Source organism: Solirhodobacter sp., assembly GCF_964715405.1.
Window position 1 is genome coordinate 99,158 of sequence record NZ_CBAICG010000001.1, and the last position, 23,006, is coordinate 122,163.

Annotated in this window: 25 protein-coding genes; 18 read left to right on the plus strand and 7 right to left on the minus strand. The window is 67.2% G+C overall.

Translation table 11 applies throughout. The annotated features are described in order from the left end of the window. The first annotated feature begins 68 nt into the window (after positions 1–68). The 5 genes from AC11WY_RS00455 to AC11WY_RS00475 are packed head-to-tail and all read left to right on the plus strand — an operon-like array spanning position 69 to position 4,947. Positions 69–1,484, plus strand: a complete 1,416-nt coding sequence (locus tag AC11WY_RS00455) for a circularly permuted type 2 ATP-grasp protein (RefSeq protein WP_482921379.1) — start codon at positions 69–71, stop codon at positions 1,482–1,484. Positions 1,485–1,488: 4 nt separating this feature from the next. Further along, positions 1,489–2,442 (plus strand): alpha-E domain-containing protein, encoded by a 954-nt coding sequence (locus AC11WY_RS00460; protein WP_482921381.1) that lies wholly within the window; start codon positions 1,489–1,491, stop codon positions 2,440–2,442. Further along, the gene (locus AC11WY_RS00465) at positions 2,439–3,251 is read left to right on the plus strand and encodes a transglutaminase family protein (protein ID WP_482921383.1); all 813 of its coding nucleotides are present in this window, start codon (positions 2,439–2,441) and stop codon (positions 3,249–3,251) included. The genes AC11WY_RS00460 and AC11WY_RS00465 overlap by 4 nt, the downstream gene beginning before the upstream one ends. A gap of 34 nt (positions 3,252–3,285) precedes the next feature. Further along, a complete protein-coding gene (locus AC11WY_RS00470; RefSeq protein ID WP_482921385.1) occupies positions 3,286–4,011 on the plus strand; it encodes a proteasome-type protease in 726 nt (241 codons plus the stop codon). Between the two features lie 3 nt (positions 4,012–4,014). Then, positions 4,015–4,947 carry a hydroxyacid dehydrogenase gene (locus tag AC11WY_RS00475; RefSeq protein ID WP_482921387.1) on the plus strand — a complete coding sequence of 311 codons (933 nt, stop codon included), beginning with the start codon at positions 4,015–4,017 and terminating at the stop codon, positions 4,945–4,947. Between the two features lie 87 nt (positions 4,948–5,034). Here AC11WY_RS00475 and AC11WY_RS00480 read toward each other — a convergent pair whose 3' ends face one another. Both AC11WY_RS00480 and AC11WY_RS00485 read right to left on the minus strand, forming a co-directional pair. Further along, positions 5,035–5,970: an alpha/beta fold hydrolase gene (locus tag AC11WY_RS00480; RefSeq protein ID WP_482921389.1), complete on the minus strand. Its 936-nt coding sequence runs from the start codon at positions 5,968–5,970 to the stop codon at positions 5,035–5,037. Next, positions 5,970–6,257 (minus strand): SCP2 sterol-binding domain-containing protein, encoded by a 288-nt coding sequence (locus AC11WY_RS00485; protein WP_482921391.1) that lies wholly within the window; start codon positions 6,255–6,257, stop codon positions 5,970–5,972. Before AC11WY_RS00485 ends, AC11WY_RS00480 begins: the two co-directional genes overlap by 1 nt. A gap of 141 nt (positions 6,258–6,398) precedes the next feature. Here AC11WY_RS00485 and AC11WY_RS00490 point away from each other — a divergent pair, with 141 nt between their 5' ends. The 7 genes from AC11WY_RS00490 (at position 6,399) to aroA (ending at position 13,738) form a co-directional block, all read left to right on the plus strand. Next, positions 6,399–6,905: a tetratricopeptide repeat protein gene (locus AC11WY_RS00490; protein WP_482921393.1), complete on the plus strand. Its 507-nt coding sequence runs from the start codon at positions 6,399–6,401 to the stop codon at positions 6,903–6,905. A gap of 13 nt (positions 6,906–6,918) precedes the next feature. Continuing rightward, on the plus strand, positions 6,919–9,960 hold the full coding sequence (locus tag AC11WY_RS00495) for a helicase-related protein (RefSeq protein WP_482921395.1): 3,042 nt from the start codon (positions 6,919–6,921) through the stop codon (positions 9,958–9,960). A gap of 2 nt (positions 9,961–9,962) precedes the next feature. Continuing rightward, entirely contained in the window at positions 9,963–10,313 is a 351-nt protein-coding gene (locus AC11WY_RS00500; protein ID WP_482921397.1) for an RNA-binding S4 domain-containing protein, read from the plus strand. A gap of 51 nt (positions 10,314–10,364) precedes the next feature. Next, positions 10,365–10,703, plus strand: a complete 339-nt coding sequence (gene fdxA, locus AC11WY_RS00505) for a ferredoxin FdxA (RefSeq protein ID WP_482921399.1) — start codon at positions 10,365–10,367, stop codon at positions 10,701–10,703. 294 nt (positions 10,704–10,997) lie between these two features. After that, entirely contained in the window at positions 10,998–11,507 is a 510-nt protein-coding gene (locus AC11WY_RS00510; RefSeq protein WP_482921401.1) for a CarD family transcriptional regulator, read from the plus strand. 175 nt (positions 11,508–11,682) lie between these two features. Next, on the plus strand, positions 11,683–12,321 hold the full coding sequence (locus tag AC11WY_RS00515) for a DUF2306 domain-containing protein (protein WP_482921403.1): 639 nt from the start codon (positions 11,683–11,685) through the stop codon (positions 12,319–12,321). 70 nt (positions 12,322–12,391) lie between these two features. After that, positions 12,392–13,738, plus strand: coding sequence for a 3-phosphoshikimate 1-carboxyvinyltransferase (gene aroA / locus AC11WY_RS00520; RefSeq protein WP_482921405.1), 1,347 nt, complete (start codon positions 12,392–12,394; stop codon positions 13,736–13,738). Here aroA and AC11WY_RS00525 read toward each other — a convergent pair. Further along, positions 13,735–14,364 (minus strand): cysteine hydrolase family protein, encoded by a 630-nt coding sequence (locus AC11WY_RS00525; RefSeq protein ID WP_482921407.1) that lies wholly within the window; start codon positions 14,362–14,364, stop codon positions 13,735–13,737. The genes aroA and AC11WY_RS00525 overlap by 4 nt on opposite strands. A gap of 81 nt (positions 14,365–14,445) precedes the next feature. Here AC11WY_RS00525 and AC11WY_RS00530 point away from each other — a divergent pair, with 81 nt between their 5' ends. The 6 genes from AC11WY_RS00530 (at position 14,446) to trpB (ending at position 19,753) form a co-directional block, all read left to right on the plus strand. Then, positions 14,446–15,057, plus strand: coding sequence for a (d)CMP kinase (locus AC11WY_RS00530; RefSeq protein WP_482921409.1), 612 nt, complete (start codon positions 14,446–14,448; stop codon positions 15,055–15,057). Positions 15,058–15,171: 114 nt separating this feature from the next. Continuing rightward, positions 15,172–16,854, plus strand: a complete 1,683-nt coding sequence (rpsA, locus tag AC11WY_RS00535; protein WP_482921411.1) for a 30S ribosomal protein S1 — start codon at positions 15,172–15,174, stop codon at positions 16,852–16,854. Positions 16,855–17,122: 268 nt separating this feature from the next. Further along, positions 17,123–17,410 (plus strand): integration host factor subunit beta, encoded by a 288-nt coding sequence (ihfB, locus tag AC11WY_RS00540; protein WP_482921413.1) that lies wholly within the window; start codon positions 17,123–17,125, stop codon positions 17,408–17,410. Continuing rightward, entirely contained in the window at positions 17,411–17,776 is a 366-nt protein-coding gene (locus AC11WY_RS00545; RefSeq protein ID WP_482921415.1) for a LapA family protein, read from the plus strand. It begins immediately after the preceding gene. Positions 17,777–17,811: 35 nt separating this feature from the next. Then, positions 17,812–18,462 (plus strand): phosphoribosylanthranilate isomerase, encoded by a 651-nt coding sequence (locus AC11WY_RS00550; protein ID WP_482921417.1) that lies wholly within the window; start codon positions 17,812–17,814, stop codon positions 18,460–18,462. A gap of 64 nt (positions 18,463–18,526) precedes the next feature. Next, the gene (gene trpB / locus AC11WY_RS00555; RefSeq protein ID WP_482921419.1) at positions 18,527–19,753 is read left to right on the plus strand and encodes a tryptophan synthase subunit beta; all 1,227 of its coding nucleotides are present in this window, start codon (positions 18,527–18,529) and stop codon (positions 19,751–19,753) included. A gap of 6 nt (positions 19,754–19,759) precedes the next feature. Here trpB and AC11WY_RS00560 read toward each other — a convergent pair whose 3' ends face one another. From AC11WY_RS00560 to AC11WY_RS00575, 4 genes are all read right to left on the minus strand, one after another. After that, positions 19,760–20,125 carry a DUF2237 family protein gene (locus tag AC11WY_RS00560; RefSeq protein ID WP_482921539.1) on the minus strand — a complete coding sequence of 122 codons (366 nt, stop codon included), beginning with the start codon at positions 20,123–20,125 and terminating at the stop codon, positions 19,760–19,762. 80 nt (positions 20,126–20,205) lie between these two features. Further along, complete coding sequence (locus AC11WY_RS00565; protein WP_482921421.1) at positions 20,206–21,360, minus strand: serine hydrolase domain-containing protein; 1,155 nt, start codon at positions 21,358–21,360, stop codon at positions 20,206–20,208. 97 nt (positions 21,361–21,457) lie between these two features. Continuing rightward, positions 21,458–22,156 carry an aminoacyl-tRNA hydrolase gene (gene pth, locus AC11WY_RS00570; RefSeq protein ID WP_482921423.1) on the minus strand — a complete coding sequence of 233 codons (699 nt, stop codon included), beginning with the start codon at positions 22,154–22,156 and terminating at the stop codon, positions 21,458–21,460. A 141-nt stretch (positions 22,157–22,297) separates the two neighbouring features. Next, positions 22,298–22,912 carry a 50S ribosomal protein L25/general stress protein Ctc gene (locus AC11WY_RS00575; RefSeq protein WP_482921425.1) on the minus strand — a complete coding sequence of 205 codons (615 nt, stop codon included), beginning with the start codon at positions 22,910–22,912 and terminating at the stop codon, positions 22,298–22,300. Positions 22,913–23,006 lie beyond the last annotated feature (94 nt).

Below are 23,006 nucleotides of genomic sequence, written 5' to 3' on the forward strand. Positions count from 1 at the left end.
TGGCACAGGCGGCACTTCCATCTTGGCAAACCCGCTGATTAACTGACACCAAGCAGTGCAGGCGAGACATGGCCCCGACCTATTTCAACGAAATGTATCACGACGGCCGCGTCCGTTTGCCCTACGCGCATCTTGAGAACTGGACGGCCGAGATGCCGGCCGAGTTGCGCAGCCTCAAGCAGGCCGAGGCCGAGGCGCTGTTTCGCCGCATCGGCATCACCTTTGCCGTCTACGGCGAGGGTGGCGACCCGGACCGGCTGATCCCGTTCGACATGTTCCCCCGCGTCTTCACCAACGCCGAGTGGACGAAGATGGAACGCGGCATCAAGCAGCGGGCGCGGGCGCTGAACGCCTTTCTCGTCGATATCTACGGGCGGGGCGAGATCGTGCGGGCGGGGCGCGTGCCCGCCAGGCTGGTCTACCAGAATGCGGCCTATGAAAAGGCGGTGGCGGGGTTCGTGCCACCGCGCGGGGTCTACAGCCACATCGTCGGCATCGACATCGTGCGCACCGGGCCCGAGGATTTCTTCGTGCTGGAGGACAACTGCCGCACCCCCTCGGGTGTCAGCTACATGCTGGAAAACCGCGAGATCATGATGCGGATGTTCCCGACGCTGTTCCGCGAGAACCGCATCCAGCCGGTCGACCGCTACCCCGAACTGCTGCGCCGCACGCTGGCCAGCGTCGCGCCACAGAAATGCGACGACGAGCCGACGGTGGTGATCCTGACGCCCGGCCATTTCAACTCGGCCTATTACGAGCATACGTTTCTGGCCGACCTGATGGGGCTGGAACTGGTCGAGGGGCAGGATCTGTTCGTCGAGGGCGAATTCGTCTGGATGCGCACCACCGAGGGCCCGAAGAAGGTCGACGTGATCTACCGCCGGATCGACGACGCCTACATCGACCCGCTGTGCTTCCGCCCGGATTCGATGCTGGGGGTGCCGGGGCTGATGGACGTCTACCGATCTGGCGGCGTCTCGATCTGTTCGGCCCCCGGCGCGGGCGTGGCCGACGACAAGGCGATCTACACCTTCGTGCCCGAGATGATCCGCTTCTACCTGGGCGAGGCGCCGATCCTGCAGAACGTGCCGACCTGGCAATGCGGCAAGTCGGACGAGCTGAAATACGTGCTCGAAAACCTGGGCGAGCTGGTGGTGAAAGAGGTGCACGGATCGGGAGGCTACGGCATGCTGGTCGGGCCGAAATCGACGCGCGACCAGATCGTCAGCTTCGCCGAGCGCATCAGGGCCGACCCCGGCAACTACATCGCCCAGCCGACACTGGCGCTATCGACCGTGCCGACCTTCGTCGATCAGGGCATCGCGCCGCGCCATGTCGACCTGCGGCCCTACTGTCTGGTGGGCGAGCGGGTGGAACTGGTGCCCGGCGGGCTGACCCGCGTGGCGCTGACCGAAGGAAGCCTGGTGGTGAACTCGTCGCAGGGCGGCGGTGTCAAGGATACCTGGGTGCTGGCGGAGTGATGACATGCTGAGCCGGACCGCCGACAACCTCTACTGGATCACCCGCTACATGGAGCGCGCCGAAACGATGGCGCGTCTGCTCGATGTGGGCAGCCGCATGTCGCTGCTGCCGTCCACCGGCGAGGGCTATCTGAGCGAGTGGGACAGCCTGCTGCAAGCCTCGGGCACCGCCGAGGGGTTTGCGCGGAAATACGGCGAGCCGGTACAGCGCAACATCGAAAGCTATTTCTTCTTCGACCGCGACAACCCGTCCTCGATCGCCTCCTGCATCGGCTCGGCGCGCGAGAACGCCCGCATCGTGCGCGGTGCGCTGACGACTCAGGTCTGGGACGCGCTGAACGGCGCCTTTCAGGACATGCGCAATCTGGAACGCCGCCCGCGGTCCGAGGTTGATCTGAGCTTTCTCACCGACTGGACGATGCGCCATTCGGCGCTGCTGCGCGGGGCGATCGACGGCACGCAACTGCGCAAGGACGGCTGGGATTTCCTCAACCTCGGCTATTATCTCGAACGCGCCGACAACACCGCCCGCCTGCTGGACGTGAAGTATTACGTCCTGCTGCCGGGGGTGGAGTTCGTCGGTTCCGGTCGCGACAACTACCAGTGGACCACGCTGCTGCGCGCCATGTCGGCACATCGCGCGTTCCACTGGGCCTATGGCGGCGAGGTGACCGCCCGCAAGATCGCCCATTTCCTGATCCTCAACAGCCAGTCGCCGCGCTCGCTGCGCACCTCGGTGGAGGGGATGACCCTGCACCTCGACCGGCTGGCGCGCGGCTACGGCCGCACCTCGGGCGCACAAAGCAAGGCGCGGTCGCTGCTGGCCGAAGTCGCCGAACTGACGGCCAACGACATTTTCGACGAGGGCCTGCACGAGTTTCTGACCCGCTTCATCCGCGAGATCGCCACGCTTGGCGCGCTGGTGCATGAGGTTTATCTGAGCGGGGACCAGCGATGATCCTGTCCGTCCTGCATACCACCACCTACCGCTATGAAAAGCCGGTCCGCGGCGTGGTGCAAAGTCACCGCCTGACGCCATCGGTCTTTGACGGGCAGAAAGCCCTGCGCTGGAGCGTCGAGGTCGAGGGCGGCATCGCCGGTGGCGCCTTCCGCGATGGCGCGGGCGACTGGATTCAAAGCCACTCGGTGCATGGCCCGGTGTCCGAGATCACCGTGCGCGTCTTCGGCGATGTCGAGACCTTCGACCTTGCGGGCGTGCTGCGCGGTCATCGCGAAAGTGTGCCGCCCGAGGCCTATCTGCGCGAAACCGCCTCCACCCGCGCCGATGCCGCGCTGGTGGAACTGGGACGCGCCGCGATGGAAGGGATGCGCGACACACTCGACGGCGCCCACCGCATGTCGGCGGCGGTGGCCGAGGCGATCGCCTATCAACCCGGAGCCACCCAGTCGCAAACCTCGGCCGCCGAGGCGATGGCGCAGGGGCAGGGCGTCTGTCAGGACCACGCCCAGGCACTGATTGCCGCCGCGCGGTCGCAGGGCCTGCCCGCGCGCTATGTCTCGGGCTACCTGCTGGGAACCGAGGGCGCCGGACCGCACGAGGCCGCCCATGCCTGGGCCGAGATCTGGATCAAGGGGCTGGGCTGGATCGGCTTTGATCCGGCCAACAGTTGCTGCCCCGATGACCGCTTCATCCGCCTCGGGTCCGGCTACGATGCGCAAGATGCCGCACCGATCCGTGGCATCGCGCGCGGGCCGGGCAGCGAAAGCCTTGATGTGACCGTTGCCATCCTGGCGGTGCAGCAATAGTGTCGCGCGATTGCCTTTCACAAGGGTGTGAACCATGACCTATTGCGTGGGCCTGCTCTTGCACAAGGGCATGGTCCTTCTGTCCGACACGCGCACCAACGCGGGGCTCGACAACATCTCGACCTATCGCAAGATGTTCGTGTTCGAGGTGCCGGGCGAAAGGGTCATCACGATTCTGACGGCAGGCAGCCTGTCGGTGACGCAGACCACGATCGCGCGGTTGCACGATGCCATCGACAACCCCGAGGCGACGCCCGAAACCTCGATCCTGCGCGCCGAGACCATGCTGAAGGTCGCCTACATCGTGGGCGAGGCGCTGTCGTCGACCCGGCGCGAGATCGACGAGAAGCTGGCGATGATGAATCAGGGCGCCACCGCCTCGATGATCGTCGCCGGGCAGCGCAAGGGCGGGGGGATGCGGATGTTCCTGATCTACCCGGAAGGCAACTTCATCGAGGCGACCGAGGATACGCCCTTCCTGCAGATCGGCGAGCACAAGTATGGCAAGCCGATCCTTGACCGCGTGGTGAACCCCGACACGACGCTGGAAGACGCGCAGAAGGCGGTGCTGCTGTCGATGGATTCCACGCTGCGCTCGAACCTTTCGGTGGGGATGCCGCTTGATCTGGTGGTGATCGAGAAGGACGCGCTGCGCGTGTCGATGAAGCGCCGGATCGAGGCGGGCGACCCGCAGTTCAGCGCGATGAGCGCGGCCTGGAGCCAGGCGCTGCGGGACGGTTTCACCCGCATCGTCATCTGACCGATGCCCCGCGTCCTGGTCACCGAACCGGTGCACCCCGATGCGCTGGCGCTGTTGCGCGATGCCGGGCTCGACGTGGTCGAGGCGGCGCAATTGACGCCCGGCGAGGTCGAGGAGGCGCTGCACGAGGCCGAGGTGATTCTGGTCCGCACCCGGCGGCTTGATCCGGCGCTGATGACGCGGCCGCTCCGGCTGGTGTCCAAGCACGGCACCGGGGTCGACAATGTGCCGCTGGCCGCCGCGCGGGCGGGCGGGGTCTGGGTCACCAACACCCCCGGCGCCAACGCCATCGCGGTGGCGGAACACACGCTGATGCTGATGCTGGCGCTCGCCAAGGCGCTGCCCGCGATGCAAGCGGCGGTTCGGGCGGGCGCCGCGCCAGGCCCTGCGGTGCGGGTGGTCGATCTGGCCGGGCGGCGGCTGCTGCTGGTGGGCTACGGCGCCAGCGGGCAGCGGGTCGCCGCGTTGGCCGCGGCCTTCGGGATGCAGGTGACGGTGCATTCGCCGCGCCTGACCGGCACGCACACCCCCGAGGGCCACCGCATCGCCCCCGACCTGCGCGCCGCGCTGCCCGAGGCCGAGGTGCTGAGCCTGCATTGCCCGCTGACCCCCGCGACGCGCGGGTTGATCGGCGCTGATGAGATCGCCCGGCTGCCGGTCGGCGCGCTGGTCATCAACACCGCGCGCGGCGGCCTGATCGACGAGGCGGCACTGGCGGCGGCGCGGCATCTGGGTGGCGTCGGGCTGGACGTGACCGAGGTTGAACCGATCCGCCCCGATCATCCGCTGATGGGCCTGCCGAACGTGATCTTGACGCCCCATTCGGCCGGTGTCAGCGCGGGCGCCTTCCGCCGCATGGGACTGGACGCCGCGCAGAACATCCTCGACGTGCTGGCCGGGCGCCCGGACCCGGCGAAGACCGTGGTCGCGCCCTAAAGCGAATTGCGTTTATCCTGGATCAGAATTCGCCCGAAGACTTGGGCGAATTCTGATGTTTCGGTGTCGGATGAAACGCAATTCGCCTTAACGGTTGGCGTCGAACAGGGCGCCGGCCGCGTCGAAGAAGCGCGCGCGCCGGTCCGGCGTTTCCATCATCAACTCATGCTCGGCTCCCGCAACCATCTCAAGTCGTCCGCCGGGCCAGCGCCTCATGCGGTTGTGCACCGGCACCGCGTCAACCACCTGCTCGTTTCCGCCCAGCATCGTCAGGGTCGGCACGGCGGGCGAGGGCAGCAGGGCCAGCGCCGAACACTCGTCGATCGCCTCGTGCAGCCAATGCAGGCTCGGCCCGCCAAGCGCCAGATCGGGCGCGCCGGCGATCTGCGCCTTCATGTAGCGCCACATGGCCTCGTCGGTGGTCAGCACGTTGCCGGCGAACGGCGCCGAGGCGACATAGGTAACCGGCCCGGTGCTGGGTACATAGTTGTTTGCAAGGCCGAACAACCGGCTGGAATGCGTCATCAGCCAGGCAAAGGGCCGGGCCGTCGACGACAACAGGATGCCCCACATCGGCGCGGAAAACACCGCCGCCTTGACCGACATGCCCCCGATCAGCGCCCGCAGCGCGATCGCCCCGCCCATCGAGTGGCTGACGAGGTAAAGCGGTTGCGGCAGCGAAAGCGTCTGCACCGCCTTCAGCACCGCGGCGACATCCTGCTGGAAATCACCGAACCGCGCCACATGGCCCACGTTGCGGTCCGCCAGCGGCCGGTCGGCGAGGCCCTGGCCGCGCCAGTCCACGCTGACCATCGCATAGCCGCGCCGCGCGAAGTCAGCCGCCGCGCGGCCGTATTTCTCGACGTATTCGGTGCGGCCGGGGAACAGCAGCACGGTGCCCTTCGCGCCCCCCTCGGGCCAGATGGCGATGCGGATGCGCAGGCCATCGGCGGTGGTCAGCCACAGGGCATGCCCCCCCGCCGGGCCATCGGCGAGGGCGGTGTGGAAGGGTGCGGCCTGCATCAGCTCAGTGCCGAGCCAAGCTGCATCGCAAGACCCATGTTGCCATCGACCGCCAGCTTGCCCGTCATGAACGCCATCGTCGGGTTCAGGTCGCCGTCGAGGATCGCCTTGAAGGTTTCCGCGTCGGCGGTCAGCGTCACGTCGGCCGGTTCGTCGCCCGCGCGCACGCCGGTGCCGTCGATCATCAGCGCGCCTTCGCCCGGCACGACGAATTTCGCCACTCCGTCGAAGCCGCCGCTCATCCGCTTGCTCAGGGCCGTCACCGCCGCGTCGATCACGTCGCTCATGTCAAATCCTCCGATTGTGACCACGGGGCTCTCGCATTTCCCGCAGGCAAGGTTACATTCCAGAGTGTTATGGGTGCACCTGCCGGATATCTCAATCGTGTCGTTGCGGCAATTCTTGCCCTGTGGCTTGCGGGCGCGCCGGTGCTGGCTGCGTCGCAGGATCAGGGACAGGCCACGGATCAGGCGCAAGAACTGCGCGACCTGAGGTCCGACGATTCTTCCACCTGGCGCAAGGCCGAATCAGACCTGACGCGGCAATGGTCGAGTTCCGGCTCGCCCGCGCTGGACCTGCTGCTGGAACGCGGCCGCGCGGCGATCGACGCGGGCGATTTTCGTGGCGCGGCCGAACATCTGACCGCCCTGATCGATCATGCGCCGGATTTCGCCGAAGCCTACAACCTGCGCGCCGAGGCCTATTACCACGCCGGGCTCTTCGGCCCCGCCATCGAGGACATCGGCAAGACGCTGAGCCTGAACCCGCACGAGTTCGGTGCGCTGGCGGGCCTTGGCGCCATCCTTGAAGCGATCGGCAAGCCCAAGGACGCGCTGGCCGCCTACAAGATGGCGCAGGCTATACATCCCCACCTGCCAACGGTAATGGACGCCATCAAGCGGCTTCAGGCGACGTCGGCCGGACAAGAACTCTAATCGAGGCGTCCCCATGCGCGAGCAGGCGAGGGTGACTGCGGTCCTCGGGCCGACCAACACCGGCAAGACCCATCACGCCATCGAGCGGATGCTTTTGCACCGCACGGGCGTGATCGGCCTGCCGCTGCGCCTGTTGGCGCGCGAGGTCTACGACCGCATCGTGGCTGTGCGCGGCCCCTCGGTGGTGGCGCTGGTGACGGGCGAAGAGCGCATCGTCCCCGACCGCACGCAATACTGGGTCTGCACCGTCGAGGCGATGCCGCTGGAGATCGGCGCCGATTTCGTCGCGGTGGACGAGATTCAGCTGTGCGCCGACCCCGACCGCGGCCATGTCTTCACCGACCGGCTGATGCGCGCGCGCGGGCTGGTGGAAACCATGTTCCTCGGCTCCGACACCATGCGCCCGGCGATTGCGGCGATGGTGCCGGGGGTGCAGTTCGTGCACCGCGAGCGGTTTTCGCAACTGACCTACGCCGGTTCGAAAAAGATAAGCCGGATGCCGCCCCGGTCGGCCATCGTCGGCTTCTCGGTCGAAAACGTCTATGCCATCGCCGAACTGATCCGGCGCCAGAAGGGCGGCTGCGCGGTGGTGATGGGCGCGCTTTCGCCCCGCACGCGCAACGCGCAGGTGGCGCTCTACCAGAACGGCGACGTCGATTATCTGGTCGCCACCGACGCCATCGGCATGGGCCTGAACCTCGACATCCAGCACGTCGCCTTTTCCGCGTTGGCCAAGTTCGACGGCCACCGGATGCGCGCCTTGTTCCCCTATGAACTGGCGCAGATCGCGGGCCGGGCCGGGCGCCATGTGCACCCCGGCACCTTTGGCGTGACCGGCGAGGCACATGCGCTGGATGACGAAATCGTCGATGCCATCGAGTCGCACCGCTTTCAGCCGGTGCGCAAGCTGCACTGGCGCAACGACGATCTGGAGTTTGGCACGCCCGAACGGCTGATCGGCTCGCTGGAACGCCACACCAACCACGACTGGCTGACCCGCGTGCGCGATAGCGACGACCTGACCGCGCTGAAAGCGCTGGCCGCGATGCCCGAGGTGCGCGACCGGGTGCGCGGCGGCCCCGATGTGCATCTCTTGTGGGACGTCTGCCGCATTCCCGATTTCCGCAGCGCCTCGGAAACCGAACACGCCACCTTGCTGGCCCGCATCTTCGAGTTCCTCCATGCCGGTGGCCGGGTGCCGAACGACTGGATGGCGAAGGCGATTGCCCGGATCGACCGCACCGACGGCGATATCGACACGATCTCCAAACGGTTGGCGTATATCCGCACATGGACTTATGTCGCGCAGCGGCGCGGCTGGGTGGATGACGAAAGTCATTGGCGCGACGAAACGCGCGCGGTAGAAGATCGCCTGTCAGACGCGCTTCACGCGGTGCTGACCCAGCGATTTGTAGACCGGCGCACATCTGTGCTGCTGCGGCGGTTGAAACAGAAGGAGACCCTCGTGGCCGAGGTGAACGACAAGGGCGAAGTGACGGTTGAAGGTGAATTCATCGGCCGGTTGGAAGGGTTCCGCTTCCGCCAGGACGCGAGTTCCTCGCCCGACGAGGCGCGCACGCTGCGCCAGGCTGCGGTGCAGGTGCTGCGCCCTGAATTCAGCCTGCGGGCCGATCGCTTCTACAATGCGCCGGATCCCGAGCTCGACTTCACCGAGCAGGGCGGCCTGATGTGGGGCAACCAGGCGGTGGGCAAGCTGATCGCCGGGTCCGAGGGGTTGAAGCCGCAGGTTGACGCCTTCGTCGACGAAGAGGCCGGGCCCGAGGTCGCCGAAAAGGTGCGCCGCCGCCTGCAGCACTTCATCGACCGCAAGGTGGCCGCGCTTTACGAGCCGCTGCTGGCGATGTCGCGCGACGAGGCGCTGACCGGGCTGGCGCGCGGCTTCGCGTTCCGGATGCACGAGGCGTTGGGGGTGCTGTCGCGCGAAGCGGTGGCTGATGAGGTCAAGCAGCTTGACCAGGAGGCCCGCTCGGCGCTGCGCAAGCACGGGCTGCGCTTTGGCCAGTTCACGATCTTCCTGCCCGCGCTCCTGAAGCCCGCGCCGACCCGGCTGCGGCTGGTGCTGTGGTCGCTGGCGCACGGCTTGCAGGACTTTCCGTCCAGCCCGCCGCCCGGCCTTGTCACCATCCCGAACCTGCCCGAGGTGCCGCGCGAGCATTACACGCTGGGCGGCTACCGCCCCGCGGGCGCCCGCGCGATCCGCATCGACATGCTGGAACGGCTCGCGGACCTCTTGCGCGCCAAGGACAGCCGCGCAGGTTTCGAGGCGACGCCCGAGATGCTGTCGATCACCGGCCTGACACTGGACCAGTTCGCCGACCTGATGGGCGGCCTGGGTTACAAGGCCGAGAAGGCCGAGCGGCCGAAGGCCCGGCCGGAACCGGTGGTGACGGTGGCGGGCGAGGTGCCCGAAGTGCCGTCCGAGATGCCGGAGCCGACCCCCGCCGAAGCGCCGGTGGAGACGCCGCCGGAGGCGCCGCCGGAGGCGCCGGAACCCGCGCCGGCCGAGGTGCCGGGCGACATGCCGTCCGAGACGCCGCCGGGTGAGTCCTCCCCGGAACTGACCGAGGCGCCGGTGGTGGAGACCGAAAGCTTCTACACCTTTACCTGGGCGCCGAAGCCGCGCGGCGAACGGCGGGGCGATCGCAAGCCCGAACGCAGCGGCGCCCCGCGCAACCGTGGCCCGCGTCAGGGCCAGGGTCAGACCCCGGTGTCGGCGCAACCCGCCGAGGTGGTTGCCGCCGAAGCAGCGCCCGCCGCACCCGCTGTGGAAGGCGAGGCCCGTCCGCCCCGCGCGGACCGCCGCCCCGACCGGCAGGACCGCCCCGACCGCAACCGCCCGAAGGGTGGCAAGCCGCAGGGCGAGCGCAGCGGCGAAGGGCGCGGCGAGCGTCCGCAGCACGGCAAGCCCGGCGACAAGGCACCCCGCCGCGAAGAGCGCGCCAAGAACTTCGAGGCGCGTCCGCCCCGGCGCGAAACGCCGATCGACCCCGACAACCCCTTTGCCGTGCTCGCGGCCCTGCGCGACCGGACCTGAACTTGGCGGGCGCGCCCGCTCCAGCCCCGCGCGAGACGATCCGTCTCGACAAATGGCTGTGGCAGGCGCGCTTCTTCAAGACGCGGGGGCTGGCGACGCGGGCCGTGCAGGAGGGCGTGGTGCGGCTGAACGCGGTGCGGGTGATCAAGCCCGCGCAGCTTATCGGCGCGGGCGATACGCTGACCTTCGCGCAGGCTGACTGCATCCGCGTGGTGCGCTGCCTTGCCGCAGGGCTGCGCCGCGGCCCGACGCAGGAGGCGCAGACGCTTTACGAAGACCTCGCGCCGCCCGAAACCGATGGCGGGAAAGAACGCCGCACCATGCCGGTTTCCCCACCACCCCCGCTTGAATGATGCGGGCCACTGGTCTAGCTAAATCCCGTCGTCCTGTGAGAGAGCCCGCGCATGACCTACGTCGTGATCGATAACTGCATCGCCTGCAAATACACCGACTGTGTCGAAGTCTGCCCGGTGGATTGCTTCTACGAGGGCGACAACATGCTGGTGATCCACCCGGACGAGTGCATCGATTGCGGCGTCTGCGAACCGGAATGCCCGGCCGATGCGATCCGCCCGGACACCGAGCCCGACATGGAAAAGTGGGTGGAGTTCAACCGCAAATATTCCGAGATGTGGCCGGTGATCGTGACCAAGAAAGACCCGCTGCCCGAGGCGACCGAGCGTGACGGCGAGCCCGGCAAGCTGGGCAAGTATTTCTCGGAAGCGGCGGGGCCGGGCGGCTGACGGCGGGAGTTCGCCGATTCGGCGAGCGCGTCTAGGGTTTGCAGCCTGACGCAACCACAATATTTGGGCCCAGGGGGCAGATGAACCCTTTCGTCGCGGCTGCCGGGCTTTGATTCGGCGTCGCAGCATGCTATATAAGTGTCACAAAGATAACTGGAAGCCTACCCGCCATCCGCAGAGCTGCTCGCCTGCGCGGTGGATTTATCAGCGCCAAGGGAACGTGAACGCCGGGGATCATTTGTCCCGGGTGGTTTTCTTGTCTCTGAGTCGGGTTCCTCACGAGGAAGCGACTGAATGACCAAGACCAAGAAATCCGACTTCCGCCCGAACGACTTCGTGGTTTACCCTGCGCATGGCGTGGGCCGGATCATGTTGATTGAAGAGCAGGAAATCGCCGGGCTGCGGCTGGAACTGTTCGTCATCTCGTTCGAGAAGGACAAGATGACGCTGCGGGTTCCGACCCACAAGGCGACCGAGATCGGCATGCGTTCGCTGTCGTCGCCCGACGTGGTGACCAAGGCGCTCGACACGCTGAAGGGCAAGGCCCGCGTCAAGCGCGCGATGTGGTCGCGCCGGGCGCAGGAGTATGAACAGAAGATCAACTCGGGCGATCTGCTGTCGATCGCCGAGGTCGTGCGCGACCTGCACCGGTCGGATGATCAGCGCGAACAGAGCTATTCCGAGCGTCAGCTTTACGAGGCGGCGCTGGAACGGCTGACCCGCGAAGTGGCGGCGGTCAGCGGCGTGGACGAGATGAACGCGCAAAAGACCGTCGGCACCGCGCTGACCTCGCGCGCGGCCTGAGCCCGTCACAGTTTTTCAGGATGCCGCGCGGGGTGACCCGCGCGGCATTCTTCTTTGGCGACGACGGAACCGGCGCCAATGGGCGACCGGCTGCCGCGCGATTCCAGAGCCCGCAACCGGAAATGAATTGACCCCAGAGAGATGTGACGCATTAATCCGGGGTTTTGGGGGGCGCATGGGCAGGGTATCCGATTGGGGCATTCCGGCGGGGCTGGTGGCGCTGAGCCTTGTTCCGGTCACGGCAGGCAGTGTCAGGCTGATGCAACTGGCCAGCGGAAACGCCACGGACGAAAACGCCCGGTTCTTCGACGCGCCGCTTCCGGCTGTTCTGCATATCGCGGCGGTCACGCTGTTCAGCCTGCTGGGTGCGATGCAATTTTCCCCGCGTCTGCGCCGTGTCATGCCGCGCTGGCACCGATGGGCGGGGAGGGTGGTCGTGCCCTGCGGTCTGGTGGCGGCGCTGACGGGCCTGTGGATGTCGCAGTTCTACGCGCTGCCGCCGACAGACGGCACGGCACTTTACCTCATACGGGCGGTCGTGGGGGGCTGGATGACCTTCGCCCTGTGCCGCGGCTATGTCGCCATCCGCCACCGCGACGTGGCCACGCACCGCGACTGGATGCTGCGCGGCTATGCCATCGGTATGGGGGCGGGCACGCAGGTGCTGACCAGTGTGCCCTATTTCCTGGCTGTGGGCATGCCCGACACCGCGACGCGCGCCGTTCTGATGGGGGCCGGCTGGGCGATCAACGCGGGCGTCGCCGAAGCGATCATCGCGCGCCGGGCCCGTCCTCGGGGTCTTGCCGTCGCCTGACCGCGGCCAGCCTGTGGACCCTGTCCCGTGCTTGCGCTATCAGGCGCCGACCCTTGCAGGAGCGCGCGCCATGTCCGGCCATGACACCCCGATCCCGATGACCGCCGCAAGATCCGGCCCGCTGCAAGGCGTGGCCGAGGTGCCGGGCGACAAGTCGATCAGCCACCGCGCGCTGATCCTGGGTGCGATGGCGGTCGGCGAGACCAGGATCACCGGCCTGCTGGAAGGCCAGGACGTGCTCGATACCGCCAAGGCGATGCGCGCCTTCGGGGCCGAGGTCACCCGGCACGGGCCGGGCGCCTGGTCGGTGCACGGCGTCGGCGTTGGCGGCTTCGCGGAGCCCGCCGACATCATCGACTGCGGCAATGCGGGCACCGGCGTGCGGCTGATCATGGGGTCGATGGCCACCACGGCGATGACGGTGACGTTCACCGGCGATGCCTCGCTCAGGAAGCGGCCGATGGGGCGGGTGACCGATCCGCTGGCGCTGTTCGGGGCGCGGGCCTATGGGCGCAGCGGCGGGCGACTGCCGATGACGGTGGTCGGCGCCGCCGATCCGCGCCCGGTGCGCTACACCGTGCCGGTGCCCTCGGCGCAGGTGAAATCGGCGGTGCTGCTGGCCGCGCTCAACGCGCCGGGCGAGACGGTGGTGATCGAGCGGGAACCCACGCGCGACCATTCCGAACGGATGCTGCTGGGTTTCGGCGCGCAGTTGACGGTGGAAAAGACCGCCGCGGGCGACGTGATCACCCTGCTCGGCCGCCCCGAGCTGCGGCCGCAAACGGTGGCGGTGCCGCGCGATCCGTCCTCGGCGGCGTTTCCGGTCTGTGCGGCGCTGATCGTCGAGGGGTCCGATATCCTGGTGCCCGGCGTCAGCCAGAACCTGACCCGCAACGGGCTTTACCGCACGCTGGTGGAGATGGGCGCCGACATCGCGTTTCAGAACCCGCGCGAAGAAGGCGGCGAGCCGGTGGCCGATCTGCGCGTCCGTTTCACCGGCACTCTGAAAGGTGTCGAGGTGCCGCCCGAGCGTGCGCCCAGCATGATCGACGAATTCCCGGTGCTGTCGGTCGTCGCCGCCTGCGCCGAGGGCACCACCGTGATGTGCGGCGTCAAGGAGATGCGCGTGAAGGAAAGCGACCGCATCGACGCGATGGCGCGCGGCCTTGAGGCCTGCGGCGTGCGGGTGGAAGAGGATGAGGATACGCTGATCGTGCACGGGATGGGCGCGGGCGGGGTGCCGGGTGGGGCGACCTGCGCCGTCCACCTCGACCACCGCATCGCGATGAGCTTTCTGGTTCTCGGCCTCGCATCGAAAAAGCCGGTCTGCGTTGATGACGGCTCGCCCATCGCGACCAGCTTTCCGATCTTCGAGGCGCTGATGGCGGGTCTTGGTGCCGAGATCCGGCGCGGCTAACTGGCCGAGGCAAGCAGCGCGCCGCGCTTGACCAGCCGCGCCCGTCGCTTGGGCCAGCGGCGGCCCGACCGGCCGAGGATCGCATCCTCGCGGATCGTGACGTGGTAGCCGCGGTTCAGCGCGGCCTCGGCCGTGGTGGCGACGCAGGCCGAGGCGTCGAGCCCGGCGATTTCCAGCGAGCCCACGCCAAGGTAATCCAGCAGCGCGTCCAGCGTGCCGTCGGCGAACCCGTCCTGCACCGACTTGTCGATCACATGGTCCACGTCCCTGATGGGCTCCACCAACTGCGCGCCGGGGCTGCCTGCCAGCGCGGTGCCGTGCATCGCAAGCTTCGACAGCAGCCGCATCCCCGGATCGCGCCAGCCGTGCCGCAGCGCCACGACCGGGCGCCCGGTCACCCGCGCGGCGTCGATCAGCGTCGAGATGCGGCGCATCACCGCCGCACGCTCGGCGGCGGGGTAGGGACCGGGCTCCAGAAAATCGCGCTGCAGGTCGATCAGCAGCAGCGCGCTGCGCTTGCGGCCTTTCGGGATCGGCGCGCCCGTGCTGACCTTCATCACCGGGCGCAGGATCATCACCAGCGCAGCGGCGGCCAGCAGCAAAATCAGGATCAGGGCAAAGACCATGCGCACTCCGGGGCGGCGGGCCCGCCGGTTGACAACAGACCCGAAGTGGAACAAGGGCGGGCGCGGGTCAAGGGGGCAGCGATGATCTTCACGGTGGCAATCGACGGACCGGCCGCGGCGGGCAAGGGCACCATCAGCCGCGCGGTGGCGGAACGCTTCGGGTTTGCGCATCTCGACACCGGATTGCTTTACCGTGCGGTGGGCGCCAGGGGTGGTGACCCGGTGGCGGCGGCCGAGGGTCTGACCCCGGCCGATCTGGCACGCGGTGACCTGCGCAGCGCCGACGCCGGGCAGGCCGCCAGCCGGATTGCCGCAATCCCCGAGGTGCGCGCGGCGCTGGTCGCCTTTCAACGCCGGTTTGCCCGCGCCGCGGGTGGCGCCGTGCTCGACGGGCGCGACATCGGCACGGTGATCTGCCCCGAGGCCGAGGTGAAGCTTTACGTCACCGCCTCGGACGCCGTCCGCGCGCATCGCCGCTGGCTGGAACTCGCGGCGCAGGGCGACCGGGTGACCGAGGCCGAGGTGCTGGCCCAGTTGCAGGAACGCGACCGCCGCGACAGCGAGCGGGCCACCGCGCCGCTGCGCCCCGCGCCGGATGCGCTCTTGCTTGACACGTCGGAACTGTCTATAGACGCCGCAGTCGAAAAGGCGGTGGAAGCCATTGACGCGCGGATCAGGCAGGGTCGGGCGTAAGCCCCGGCCCTTTGCGTTTTCCGCGGTCACGCCGAAAACCGCCATCGACGCCAACCAAAGACCGGCGGAGCCAACCGCAAGGCCAGAAAACACCCAAGAAGGAAACTTTACCGCATGTGCGCCAAAGCTAGCATGGAAGAATTCGAAGCTCTCCTGAAGGAGAGCCTGGAAATCGACACCCCCGCCGAGGGCTCTGTCGTCAAGGGCAAGGTCATCGCCATCGAGGCGGGCCAGGCCATCATCGACGTCGGCTACAAGATGGAAGGCCGCGTCGATCTGAAGGAATTCGCCAACCCGGGCGAGCAGCCGAACATCAAGGTCGGCGACGAGGTCGAGGTCTATCTGGACCGCGTCGAGAACGTCCGTGGCGAGGCTGTCATCAGCCGCGACAAGGCCCGCCGCGAGGAAGCCTGGGACCGGCTCGAAAAAGCCTATGCCAACGAGACCCGCGTCGAAGGCGCGATCTTCGGCCGCGTCAAGGGCGGCTTCACCGTCGATCTTGGCGGTGCCGTTGCGTTCTTGCCCGGCAGCCAGGTTGACGTTCGCCCGGTGCGTGACGCCGGCCCGCTGATGGGCCTCAAGCAACCGTTCCAGATCCTCAAGATGGACCGCCGCCGTGGCAACATCGTGGTGTCGCGCCGTGCGATCCTCGAAGAAAGCCGCGCCGAGCAGCGCGCCGAAGTGATCGGCAACCTGACCGAAGGCCAGACCATCGACGGCGTCGTCAAGAACATCACCGAATATGGTGCGTTCGTTGACCTCGGCGGCGTGGATGGCCTGCTGCACGTCACCGACATGGCCTGGCGCCGCGTCAACCATCCGTCGGAAATCCTGTCGATCGGCGAGACCATCAAGGTTCAGGTCATCAAGATCAACAAGGAAACCCACCGCATCAGCCTCGGCATGAAGCAGTTGCTGGCGGATCCGTGGGATTCGGTCGAAAAGAGCTATCCGATCAACTCGGTCCACAAGGGCCGCGTCACCAACATCACCGACTACGGCGCCTTCGTGGAGCTGGAGCCGGGGGTCGAGGGCCTTGTCCACGTCTCGGAAATGTCCTGGACCAAGAAGAACGTGCACCCCGGCAAGATCGTCTCGACCTCGCAAGAGGTGGACGTCATGGTGCTGGAGATCGACAGCGCCAAGCGCCGTGTGTCGCTGGGCCTGAAGCAGACGATGCGCAACCCATGGGAAGTCTTCGCCGAAACCCACCCGGTCGGCACCCCGATCGAGGGCGAGGTGAAGAACATCACCGAGTTCGGCCTGTTCGTCGGGCTCGACAACGACATCGACGGCATGGTGCACCTCAGCGACCTGAGCTGGGACCAGCGCGGCGAAGATGCGATCCAGAACTACCGCAAGGGCGACAGCGTGAAAGCCGTCGTCACCGAGGTGGACACCGAGAAGGAGCGGATCTCGCTTTCCGTCAAGGCGCTGGGCGAGGATACCTTCACCGACGCCGTTGACGGCGTGAAGCGCGGCACGGTCATCACCACGACCGTGACGGCGATCGAGGATGGCGGCATCGAAGTGGAATACAACGGCATGAAGTCGTTCATCCGCCGTTCCGACCTATCGCGCGACCGGGCTGAACAGCGCCCCGAGCGGTTCCAGGTCGGCGACCACGTCGACGCCCGCGTGACCAACATCGACAGCAAGACCCGTCGTCTGGGTCTGTCGATCAAGGCGCGCGAGATCGCCGAAGAAAAGGAAGCCGTGGAACAGTATGGCTCGTCCGACTCGGGCGCCTCGCTGGGCGATATCCTCGGCGCGGCCCTGAAGGCCGACCGCACCTGAGGCCGCAGGCCCCAAGCGAACGAACCGGAGCGGCCCCCTTGCGGGGGCCGTTTCCATTTGGCGATTCGCCCGGCCGATGCATGCCGCGGTGCAGCAACCGCCCCGAACCTGCCGCGAGGTGCGGCACGGCGCCGAAAACCTTGGATCAGAGGCCAAAAATTGCCGCCATTCCAATGGCTTTCCTGTTTGTCGCCCGGAAAATTGGCCTTATAGTTGCGCGACGCCAGGACGTTGGCGACGGCCGACCGCTCGCAGGGGGATAGTGCGCATGATCCGCTCGGAACTGATTGAGAAGATCGCCGCCGAAAATCCACATCTCTACCAGCGCGATGTCGAGAAGATCGTCAACACGATCTTCGAAGAGGTCATCGAGGCGCTGGCCCGTGGCGACCGGGTGGAACTGCGCGGCTTCGGCGCCTTCTCGGTGAAGAAGCGCGATGCCCGCACCGGGCGCAACCCCCGCACCGGCGAGGCCGTCGAGGTCGAGGAAAAGGCGGTGCCTTTCTTCAAGACCGGCAAGCTGCTGCGCGATCGGCTGAACGGAAAGCAGGGCTGAATGCGGGTTCTCAAGCTTCTCGTGCTGGCCGTGCTGGCGGTGGCGCTGGTCGTGATTGCGATGGCGAACCGCGGCCTTGTCACGCTCGACCTGCTGCCGACCGAGTTCAGCGATTTCCTCGGATTCCGCTGGACGGCCGAGGTGCCGCTGTTCCTGGTGATCTTCGGGGCGGCGGCGGTCGGGCTGGTGCTGGGCTTCGTCTGGGAATGGCTGCGCGAGGGCAAACACCGCAAGCAGGCCGCGACCGGCAAGCGCCAGGTGACGGCGCTGTCGCGCGAGGTCAGCCGCCTGCACGAACAGCATGCCAAGCCCAAGGATGAGGTTCTGGCGCTGCTCGACGCCCCGGCGCGGGCACGCAAGGGCTGAAGAAAGACGCCTTCGGCGAGGATATTTTTGCCAAGATGAATGGGACGGGCACCGTCAGGGTGAAGATTTGCGGCCTGCGCGATCCGGCGCATGTCGTGGCGGCGGCCGAGGCGGGCGCGGCCTATGTCGGGTTCGTGTTCTTCGAACGCTCGCCGCGCCATCTGGGTGTGCTCGCCGCGCGCGAGGCGGCCCTGGCCGCGCCCCGCGGCGTGGTGAAGGTCGGGCTGACGGTCGATGCAGCCGACGGCGAGCTTGAGGCGATCCTGAACCGGGTGCCGCTCGACATGTTGCAGCTTCACGGCCACGAAAGCCCCGCCCGCGTCGCCGAGGTGCGCGCCCGGTTCGGCCTGCCGGTGATGAAGGCGGTGGGCGTGGCCGGGCCGGAAGACCTGGCCGCGCTGGACGACTATGCGGCGGTGGCGGACCAGATCCTGGTTGACGCCAAACCCCCCAAGGGCGCCGTGCTGCCGGGCGGCAATGGTCTGGCCTTCGACTGGCGGCTGATCGCGGCGCGGCGCTGGCTGAAGCCGTGGATGCTGGCGGGCGGATTGACGCCTGGCAATGTGGCCGAGGCGATCCGGCTGACCGGGGCGCGACAGGTCGATGTGTCCTCGGGCGTCGAGACCGCGCCGGGAGTGAAGGACGAAGCGTTGATCCGCGCCTTCATCGCAGCCGCGCGGCGCTGAGGCGCGCTTTACCGCGCCCGCCATTGGCGCTACATCCGGTGAGATTTTCCGGGAGACATCAGACATGGCCGACGACCTCTTCAACAGCTTCATGCGCGGTCCCGACGAGAACGGCCGCTTTGGCCAGTTCGGCGGGCGCTTTGTCAGCGAAACGCTGATGCCGCTGATCCTGTCGCTAGAGGAGGAATATGAGCGCGCCAAGGTCGATCCGACCTTCTGGGCCGAGATGGACGACCTGTGGACGCACTACGTCGGCCGCCCCTCGCCGCTCTATTACGCCGACCGCCTGACCGCGCATCTGGGCGGTGCCAAGATCTACATGAAGCGCGATGAGTTGAACCACACCGGCGCGCACAAGATCAACAACGTGCTGGGCCAGATCATCCTGGCCCGCCGGATGGGCAAGACCCGCATCATCGCGGAAACCGGCGCGGGCCAGCACGGCGTCGCCACCGCGACCGTCTGCGCCAAGTTCGGGCTGAAGTGCATCGTCTACATGGGCGCGCATGACGTCGAACGGCAATCGCCCAACGTATTCCGCATGAAGCTGCTGGGGGCCGAGGTGATCCCGGTGACCTCGGGGCGCGGCACGCTGAAGGACGCGATGAACGATGCGCTGCGCGACTGGGTCACCAACGTGCGCGACACCTTCTACTGCATCGGCACGGTGGCGGGGCCGCACCCCTATCCGGCGATGGTGCGCGATTTCCAGTCGATCATCGGCAAGGAAGCCCGCGCCCAGATGCTGGAGCGTGAAGGCCGACTGCCCGACACGCTGGTGGCCGCAATCGGCGGCGGGTCCAACGCGATGGGGCTGTTCTTCCCGTTCCTTGACGATACCTCGGTGAAGATCATCGGCGTCGAAGCGGGCGGCAAGGGCGTCGATGACCGGATGGAGCATTGCGCCAGCCTGACCGGCGGGCGGCCCGGCGTGCTGCACGGCAACAAGACCTATCTGTTGCAGGATGCCGACGGGCAGATCCTCGAAGGCTTCTCGATCTCGGCCGGGCTCGATTATCCCGGCATCGGGCCGGAACACGCTTGGCTGCACGACATCGGCCGCGCCGAATATGTGGCGATCACCGATGCCGAGGCGCTGGAGGCGTTTCAGCTTTGCTGCCAGCAGGAAGGCATCATCCCGGCGCTGGAACCGAGCCACGCGCTGGCCCATGTGATGAAGATCGCGCCGACGCTGCCGAAGGATCACCTGATCATCATGAACATGTGCGGGCGGGGCGACAAAGACATCTTCACCGTGGCCCGCCATCTGGGCGTGACGCTGAAGACCTGACCGGTCTCAGTCCGCCGCGTAAAGCCCCAGCACGTCCAGCGGCACCACCGTGAGGGTGCGGCGGTGGGTGGCACGCAGGTTCACCTGCGGCGCGGCGCCTTCCTCATGCGCCTGCAGGAAGCGGCCCGCGCACAGGCACCACTGGTCCCCCGGCTTCAGCCCGGCAAAGCCGAACTCGGGCCGCGGGGTGGACAGGTCGTTACCGAGGTATTTCGACAGCGCGAGGAACTCGGCCGTCATCACCGCGCAGACGGTGTGCATGCCGCGGTCCGCCGCCGCCGTGTCGCAGCAGCCGTTGCGGAAGAAGCCGGTCAATGGGGTGCGCGAACATTCCTCCAGCTTGCCGCCGAGCACGTTCACCGAGGGGTGCATTGCCGACATCTATCTGCTCCTGCCAGTCCGGTGCCGCGATCATAGGGGCTTTGGCGCCAAGATCGAGTCCTGCCCGCGACCTAGAGCCCGGCGGCGATCTTGCGGAACATCGCGATGTTGCCGGTCTCGACGCCCGCATCCTCGAACTGGCGGTCGGCGGAATTGACGGCGATCACCACGCCACGGGCGCGGTTGACGTAGATGTACTGGCCATAGATGCCGATGGCGTAGAACTCCTGCCCGGCGCCCGGCCCGTCGGCCGGAATCCACCATTGATACCCATAGCGAACCGCCCCCGGCGCCGTCGGCGCACTGGGGGTGGTGGAGGCCGTGACCCAGTCGGCGGGAACCACCTGCTGGCCGTCCCATTGACCGTCTTGGAGGTAAAGCTGGCCCAGCCGGGCATAGTCGCGCGTGGTCATGTTCAGCCCGCCCAGCGCGAAGGCGACGCCCTTGCCGTCAGTCACATAATAGGCCGCCGAGATGACGCCGATCGGGCGCAGGATGCGCGCGTCCAGCAACTCGGGCAGCGACTGGCCGGTGGCGCCACGGATCACCATGCTGATCACATGGGTGTCGATCGAGACATAGTGCCAGGTCTTGCCGGGCGGATTGTCGCGCGCCTTCAGCCCGGCGGCGAACCCATCCATCGAGCCGCCAAGCGCCAGAACCCGGCCCATCTTGTTGATATCGGACCAGAAATCCAGATAATCCTCGTTGAACGTCACGCCCGAGGCCATGTTCAGCACGTTGCGGATCGTCGCGCCGTCATAGGCCGAGCCTTTCAGCGCGGGGGCATACTTCGTCACCGGATCGTCCAGCGAGGCGATCTTGCCCTCGGCCAGTTCGATGCCGAACAGCGCCGACAGGAAGCTTTTCGCGACCGACCACGAGATGCGCAGGTCGCCCGGCCCGGTGCCCCGATAGTAACCCTCGCTGACCACCTTGCCGTCCTTCAGCACGACAAGGCCGGTGATCGTGCGGTCCTTGATCCACTGCGCGGCCTCGGGCGGCAGGGCCATGGCGATGCCCTGCGGCAGCGGTGTGGCCACGGGAGCGGGGGCCATCGCCCTGGTCAGGAACATCCTGTCCATGTGGCTGAAGTTTTCCACGATGCGATCGGCCTCGAAGAGCCGGTTGACGGCCAGAAGCCGGGTGATCTCCTCCCGCTTCCAGACGCCAAGCGCGGCGATGACGAGGATCACGACCAGCAGCAGGCGGAGGATACGGCGCATGGCGGCTCCGGGGTTCAGGGCATGGTGCAACTGAGCATGGCGGCGTGGCGTGAGGCAAGCCTGTCGTGAGGGCAGGTCGGCAGCAGGTCGGCAATGGTCAGCGGAACTTGTCGGCCAGCCGTTGCAGCGGATCGGGCTCCGGAACCTCGGGCGGGCTGTCGGCGCGATTTTTTGGCGAAAAATCGGGCTTCTTCGGGGCCTCCGGTGCCTCGCCACCGCCCGAGCGGGGCGGCGCGGTGCGCAGCGCGACGGCGTTCTGGAACCGGCCGCCGTCGCCCTCGGCCAGTGCCGCCGCGCCGTCCGAGATGCCCATCAGTAACTCCTCGATCCAGTTTTCGTCGGCCTTGCCGAAGTCGTGCAGCACGTAATCCGCCACCCGGTCCTTGTGGCCGGGGTGGCCGATGCCGATCCGCACTCGCCCGTAAGCCTCGCCGATATGGGCGTGGATGGATCGCAGCCCGTTGTGGCCTGCATGTCCGCCGCCCTGCTTCAGGCGCAGCTTGCCGGGGGCAAGGTCCAATTCGTCATGGAACACGGTCACGTCAGCGGGTGTCAGCTTGTAGAACCGCATCGCCTCGCCGACCGATTGGCCTGAAAGGTTCATGAAGGTGCCGGGTTTCAGGACCGCCACCTTTTCGGCGCCAAGCCGACCCTCGGCCACCATGCCCTGAAAGCGCCCGCGCCAGGGCGTGAATCCGTGATCGGCGGCGATCCGGTCGACCGCCATGAAGCCGATGTTGTGGCGATTCCGGGCATAGTGCGCGCCGGGATTGCCGAGGCCGACGAAAAGCCGCATCGCGCGCGTCCTGACAGAGGGGTCCGTTGCGCCCCGTTCTGCCCGCATGGGGGCGAAAATGCCAGAGGGGGCCGCCAAAAAGAAAACGCGGGGCGCGCAACCGAATGCGCGCCCCGCGTCAATTCTTCACCGCGGCAGGCGTCAGGCCTCGGCGGCTTCGCCTTCTTCGTTGTCGGTCGACCGCAGGCCCGAGGGCGCCGCGACGTTGGCGATCACGAAGTTCCGCTCGATCGTGGCCCGTGCGCCTTCCGGCAGTTCCACGTCGTTGATGTGGATCACGTCTCCGATATCCTTGCCGGTCAGGTCGACCGTGATGTGATCGGGAATGTTCTCCGCGGTCACTTCCAGTTCCACTTCCGGGCGCACCACGACCAGGGTGCCGCCGCGCTTGAGGCCCGGCGAGGCTTCATGGTTGATGAAGGTGACGTGGATGAACAGGGCGATGCGGCTGTTGCGGTGAAGCCGCATCAGGTCGACGTGGGTCGGGGTGTCTTTCACCACGTCACGCTGCACGCCGCGGCAGATCACGCGCACATCCTCCTGGCCTTCGACCTTGAGGTTGAACAGCGTTTGCAGGAAGCGGCCCGCTTTCAGTTTTTTCAGCAGCGGATAGTAGTCGAAGTTCAGCGGGACGGGCTCTTTGCCATCACCGTAAACGATACCGGGTACGTTGCCCTCACGACGAGCTTGACGAGCGGCCCCCTTGCCTGTCCCCGTCCGTACCTCGGCGTGAAGATCAGGGATCTCACCAGCCATTGAGGATACTCCATTGGTGTTACCGACCGCCCTCCAAGGGTGCGCGGCCGCGAAGGCGAGCCTATAGGGCAGATCGGCCTTGAAGAAAAGGCCA

Coding starts and splice junctions, on each gene's coding strand:
- AC11WY_RS00455 (WP_482921379.1), top strand. CDS start 69: ATGGCCCCGACCTATTTCAACGAAATGTATCACGACGGCCGCGTCCGT.
- AC11WY_RS00460 (WP_482921381.1), top strand. CDS start 1,489: ATGCTGAGCCGGACCGCCGACAACCTCTACTGGATCACCCGCTACATG.
- AC11WY_RS00465 (WP_482921383.1), top strand. CDS start 2,439: ATGATCCTGTCCGTCCTGCATACCACCACCTACCGCTATGAAAAGCCG.
- AC11WY_RS00470 (WP_482921385.1), top strand. CDS start 3,286: ATGACCTATTGCGTGGGCCTGCTCTTGCACAAGGGCATGGTCCTTCTG.
- AC11WY_RS00475 (WP_482921387.1), top strand. CDS start 4,015: ATGCCCCGCGTCCTGGTCACCGAACCGGTGCACCCCGATGCGCTGGCG.
- AC11WY_RS00480 (WP_482921389.1), bottom strand. CDS start 5,970: ATGCAGGCCGCACCCTTCCACACCGCCCTCGCCGATGGCCCGGCGGGG.
- AC11WY_RS00485 (WP_482921391.1), bottom strand. CDS start 6,257: ATGAGCGACGTGATCGACGCGGCGGTGACGGCCCTGAGCAAGCGGATG.
- AC11WY_RS00495 (WP_482921395.1), top strand. CDS start 6,919: ATGCGCGAGCAGGCGAGGGTGACTGCGGTCCTCGGGCCGACCAACACC.
- fdxA (WP_482921399.1), top strand. CDS start 10,365: ATGACCTACGTCGTGATCGATAACTGCATCGCCTGCAAATACACCGAC.
- AC11WY_RS00510 (WP_482921401.1), top strand. CDS start 10,998: ATGACCAAGACCAAGAAATCCGACTTCCGCCCGAACGACTTCGTGGTT.
- AC11WY_RS00515 (WP_482921403.1), top strand. CDS start 11,683: ATGGGCAGGGTATCCGATTGGGGCATTCCGGCGGGGCTGGTGGCGCTG.
- aroA (WP_482921405.1), top strand. CDS start 12,392: ATGTCCGGCCATGACACCCCGATCCCGATGACCGCCGCAAGATCCGGC.
- AC11WY_RS00525 (WP_482921407.1), bottom strand. CDS start 14,364: ATGGTCTTTGCCCTGATCCTGATTTTGCTGCTGGCCGCCGCTGCGCTG.
- AC11WY_RS00530 (WP_482921409.1), top strand. CDS start 14,446: ATGATCTTCACGGTGGCAATCGACGGACCGGCCGCGGCGGGCAAGGGC.
- rpsA (WP_482921411.1), top strand. CDS start 15,172: ATGTGCGCCAAAGCTAGCATGGAAGAATTCGAAGCTCTCCTGAAGGAG.
- ihfB (WP_482921413.1), top strand. CDS start 17,123: ATGATCCGCTCGGAACTGATTGAGAAGATCGCCGCCGAAAATCCACAT.
- AC11WY_RS00545 (WP_482921415.1), top strand. CDS start 17,411: ATGCGGGTTCTCAAGCTTCTCGTGCTGGCCGTGCTGGCGGTGGCGCTG.
- AC11WY_RS00550 (WP_482921417.1), top strand. CDS start 17,812: ATGAATGGGACGGGCACCGTCAGGGTGAAGATTTGCGGCCTGCGCGAT.
- trpB (WP_482921419.1), top strand. CDS start 18,527: ATGGCCGACGACCTCTTCAACAGCTTCATGCGCGGTCCCGACGAGAAC.
- AC11WY_RS00560 (WP_482921539.1), bottom strand. CDS start 20,125: ATGCACCCCTCGGTGAACGTGCTCGGCGGCAAGCTGGAGGAATGTTCG.
- AC11WY_RS00565 (WP_482921421.1), bottom strand. CDS start 21,360: ATGCGCCGTATCCTCCGCCTGCTGCTGGTCGTGATCCTCGTCATCGCC.
- pth (WP_482921423.1), bottom strand. CDS start 22,156: ATGCGGCTTTTCGTCGGCCTCGGCAATCCCGGCGCGCACTATGCCCGG.
- AC11WY_RS00575 (WP_482921425.1), bottom strand. CDS start 22,912: ATGGCTGGTGAGATCCCTGATCTTCACGCCGAGGTACGGACGGGGACA.